Annotated in this window: 4 protein-coding genes; 1 reads left to right on the forward strand and 3 read right to left on the reverse strand. The window is 40.0% G+C overall.

All coding sequences use genetic code 11. The features are described from left to right. Positions 1-112 precede the first annotated feature (112 nt). The 3 genes from H5975_RS07465 to pepV form a co-directional block, all read right to left on the reverse strand. Complete coding sequence (locus tag H5975_RS07465; protein ID WP_204785520.1) at positions 113-1,495, reverse strand: L,D-transpeptidase family protein; 1,383 nt, start codon at positions 1,493-1,495, stop codon at positions 113-115. A gap of 196 nt (positions 1,496-1,691) precedes the next feature. Beyond that, positions 1,692-2,186, reverse strand: a complete 495-nt coding sequence (locus tag H5975_RS07470) for a universal stress protein (RefSeq protein WP_178659623.1) — start codon at positions 2,184-2,186, stop codon at positions 1,692-1,694. A gap of 13 nt (positions 2,187-2,199) precedes the next feature. Then, entirely contained in the window at positions 2,200-3,603 is a 1,404-nt protein-coding gene (pepV, locus tag H5975_RS07475) for a dipeptidase PepV (RefSeq protein WP_204785521.1), read from the reverse strand. Positions 3,604-3,705: 102 nt separating this feature from the next. On the opposite strand from pepV, the gene H5975_RS07480 reads away from it, so the two are divergent. After that, positions 3,706-4,127 (forward strand): ADP-dependent NAD(P)H-hydrate dehydratase (locus H5975_RS07480; protein ID WP_204785522.1); only part of this gene is annotated, 422 nt, incomplete at its 3' end.

Below are 4,127 nucleotides of genomic sequence, written 5' to 3' on the forward strand. Positions count from 1 at the left end.
GTGCCCATTAAGGTCCTTCTTTCTAATGGAATGTTGTGGTAACACCATTAAAGACCTTGATGGGTTTTTCTGTCCACTTAAATGTTCAACTTAAATTTTACAATCTGCCGATTTAATATACAATTACTGGTTCATGCACTTTAATTGCTCGATATGCCTCTCCGGCATCACCAGGATGCATGTTAACACATCCGTTAGAACCATCACTTAAGTAGGCACTCTTTGACCAGTTGCTCCGCCAACTAGCATCGTGGAAACCAACCCCACCGTTAGTAAAGGCAGACCAGTAGGAAACTGGTTGAGTGTATGACTTTCCACTATCTCCAGTTCCTCTCAATACAGATGGACTTTGTTGATACATAATGTACCAAACACCCTTAGGGGTAGCATCGCCACTGCTCTGCTTTCCAGTAACAACATCTGCACTGAAGACTTCTTTACCATCACGGTAGAACCAAGCGTGTTGGTCAGCAATTGATACTTCAGCGTAAGTATTACCTAATCCATGGTTAGCAGTAACACCGTAACCTAGACCACCAGTATAATAACCTTCACCGTAAATATCATCCTTAGCTTCAACCGTCTTAGTGCCATTCAAGAGGGCATTACCCAATGTCTTGCTTGCTTTGGTATCACTAATCTTCCAGCCGTAGCTACCGCCCTTAGCAGTGTCAATCACTTTTCCAGAATGAGTCTTAAACTTGAATGACTTGCCAAGTGTTGCTTTTTCTTTATTGATTTTCTTTAATTCTGGTTTAAAAGCATGTGTATCAAAAGTATACTTACCATCTTCATACGTAACCTTAGTTAAAACATCCTTACTGCTTAACTTGTAGCTTGAATTTTCAACTTTATAAGTTACAGAACGATTATTAAGTTTACTTAACTTAGTTTTCTGCTTTTGAATTTCAGAACTGCTTGCGCCCAGTGGTTGGGTGTACAACTTATCTAAATGAATTGTCGGGTCATATGCCCGTTGATCCAGTTGCTTCATTAAGCGTTTTTGGTCGTATTGATTTCCCTTTCGTGGTTTAGTAGTAGTAACTTTACCGTTTTGCCAAACTACTTTAGCATTTACAGGTGCCTTCCGGGTAGTGTTAAGATTATTGATCTTAGAACTAACCGCCTTCTTCATTTCAGCAGTTCGCGAAGCATTACTTTCAGAAGGAACAATTCTTATATCGCGAGCCTTACTACTTGGAAAAAGTGTAAACTGCTTATGCATTGCTTCTTTAAATTTATTCTGATCTGCTGAAGTATAACCAGCACTAACTTTTGTTCCATCGTAAATTAATTTACCATCCAGGTAAACATCATTGCTCAATTTTGTTTTGGCAACCTTGTCATATGCTGCTTGCTTGGTAAGTCCCCCGACGTTAATTCCATTAATCGAAGTATTCTTATTAAAATGAGTACTTTGATGCCAGTAGGAACCTCCAAGAATAATGACAAGTGCAACAGCAATTCCAGATGCAACTTTGCCTTTTGTATCCATTTGTCAATCTCCCAATGTCTGAAATTTTTATTACAATTGTGTAACAATAACATTGATAATGATAACACTATTTATAGCTACTGGGGAGCTAAAATTATCCCTAATCAAAATTTTAAATGAACAAAAAAGCATTATCGTCGCTTTACTTATGCAAAGATAAGTAAAAGATGATAATACTTAAGTTCAAAAGGTCATGTTAAATTTCTGGATAACTAACGTCTTCAACCTTAACTGGCTGATTCTTTTCGTCAGTCTTAACAACTGTAACGTCACATGGTGCATGACGAATAACGTATGCAGCTGTTGACCCAACGATAATACGACCGATCACATTTAATCCGGTAGCACCAACGACAATTAAATCCACATCGTGCTTCTTTGGATATTGGTCGGTAATTGCCAGCTTAGCATTGCCAACCATGACCGTTGTATCAACTTCAGCTAATCCAGCTTTCTTAGCTTCTTGTTCTAATTCTGCCAACGTCTTCTTCATCCGTTCAACAGCAGCATCATACATGTCACGATCAATAATACCGTAACCAGCTGCTGTTGGGTAATGTTCGCCATTAACCACACTTAATAAATGAAGCTTAGAGTTGTTACGCTTGGCAATATCAATTGCCTTGTGGAACGCCATAATTGATTGCTTGGAACCATCAATTCCTACTAGTACGTTTTTGTATTCTGCCATTGTCATCTCTCCTTTATTCATCAGCAACTAAGTCATGAATTGCTTGCATGTAAATTGCCATAGACTTAACAAGATCATCAACTGGTTGATATTCATTGGCTTGGTGCATTGTGTTAGGGGTATCTGGCATTAACGCACCAAAAGCAACCCCATTATCAATTAATTGTCCAAAAGTTCGTCCACCAATACATTCTGGTTTAGCATCTTTATCACCAGTAACATCAATGTATGACTTCATAAGTGTCTTTACCATTGGATCATCTGGTGAAACAAAGTGTGGTGCGTGGAAAGTATCATAGTGTGCATCAATGTTAAAGTCAGCGGCTACTGGTTTAACTTTATTTAGAATATCATCTGGTGTAATGCCCTTTGGGAACCGGAAGTTCATGTCTAAGTGGCCACCCTTTTGACCGTCAAAGTTCATAATTCCGGCATTCATTGTTAGGTCGCCCATTACATCATCAGTAAAGGCACCATCAAAGCCTTTCATTCTATCATCAAGGTGGAGGTAGTTAGCAATATAGTCAACAAAGTTCTTAGCGTTGCCACCGAGCTTCAATTGTTGCAAGAATTTTGCCATGTACGTTCCGGAATTAATTCCCTTTTCAGGTTCCATTCCGTGGGCAGCCTTACCGATCATTTCGAGATGTAAACCATCTTTATCTTCGTAAGCTTCCCCGGTAACCGGATTATTGTCCAAGAAATCAGTATATGCGTCCATTACGGCCTGGTTATCCTCAACTTCGACCACAACGTCGGCTTCACGGGGAACCATATTAAATCGTAGTCCAGACTTAAATGACTTTAGGACATCATCACCTTCGTTACCGCCGGCAATATCTAATTTAATAGAGAACATTCCCTTTTCACCATTGTAAACGGGGAATTCAGCATCTGGTGAGAAACCTAAGTCTGGCATTGGTTCAGTTTCAAAATACTTGGTCATACCAGTCCAATCATTTTCTTCATCAGTTCCGGCTACAAAACGAACCTTCTTGTGGAACTTGACCCCCATATCTTTCAGAGTCTTTAAAGCATAGTATGCTGCCAGCCCAGGTCCCTTATCATCAGAGGAACCCCGACCAATAAAGTTGCCATCCTTAATAATTGGATCAAATGGGTCGCTATCCCATCCATTACCAGCTGGCATTACATCTAGGTGGGCTAAAATAGCAACTGTTTCGTCACCTTCACCCCATTCGGCATAGCCAACCACGTTATCAATGTTCTTAGTTCGAAAGCCATCTTTCTTAGCCATCTCCAAGAAAGCGTGGAGTGCTTTTGCTGGGCCAGAACCCAGTGGTGCATCCGCAGTTGCTTGAGAATCGTCACGAACACTTGGAATTTTAACTAAAGTGGTTAAATCCTTTAGGTAATCGTCTTTCTGTGCGTTTGCTTTTTCCATCCAATCAGTCATGACATTTGCCTCCTATTATTAATTATTCACTAATTATGATACCATAGCTTTGTATATGATTAAATCGTTTTCATTCACAAACTCGGAGGAGTGTCAATTTTTATGAAAAAACTTGATGAATCAATCTTAAACAAAGTGATTAAGCCCCGACCACAAGAAAGTTTTAAGGGCACTTTTGGTAAAGTTTTACTGGTTGGCGGTAATCATCAATTTGGCGGCGCAATCATCATGGCAACCGCTGCTAGTGTTTACAGCGGTACTGGCCTGGTAACAGTTGCGACTGACCCAATTAACACCGCCGCTCTTCATTCACAGTTGCCTGAAGCAATGGTCATTGATTTTAATAACCATCAAGAGTTGGCTGAAATGGTTGCTAAAGTGGACACAGTGGTAGTTGGCCCTGGACTGGGTGAAGAAGAAGAAAGTAAGGCAGTTCTTGACAATGTATTTTCCCACACCAATGATAAACAAACTGTCGTTATTGATGGTTCCGCAATTACCCTCATGGCTCGTGATCACATTGA

The sequence above is a fragment of the Limosilactobacillus coleohominis genome (assembly GCF_016901675.1).
GTDB classification, from domain to species: domain Bacteria; phylum Bacillota; class Bacilli; order Lactobacillales; family Lactobacillaceae; genus Limosilactobacillus; species Limosilactobacillus intestinavium.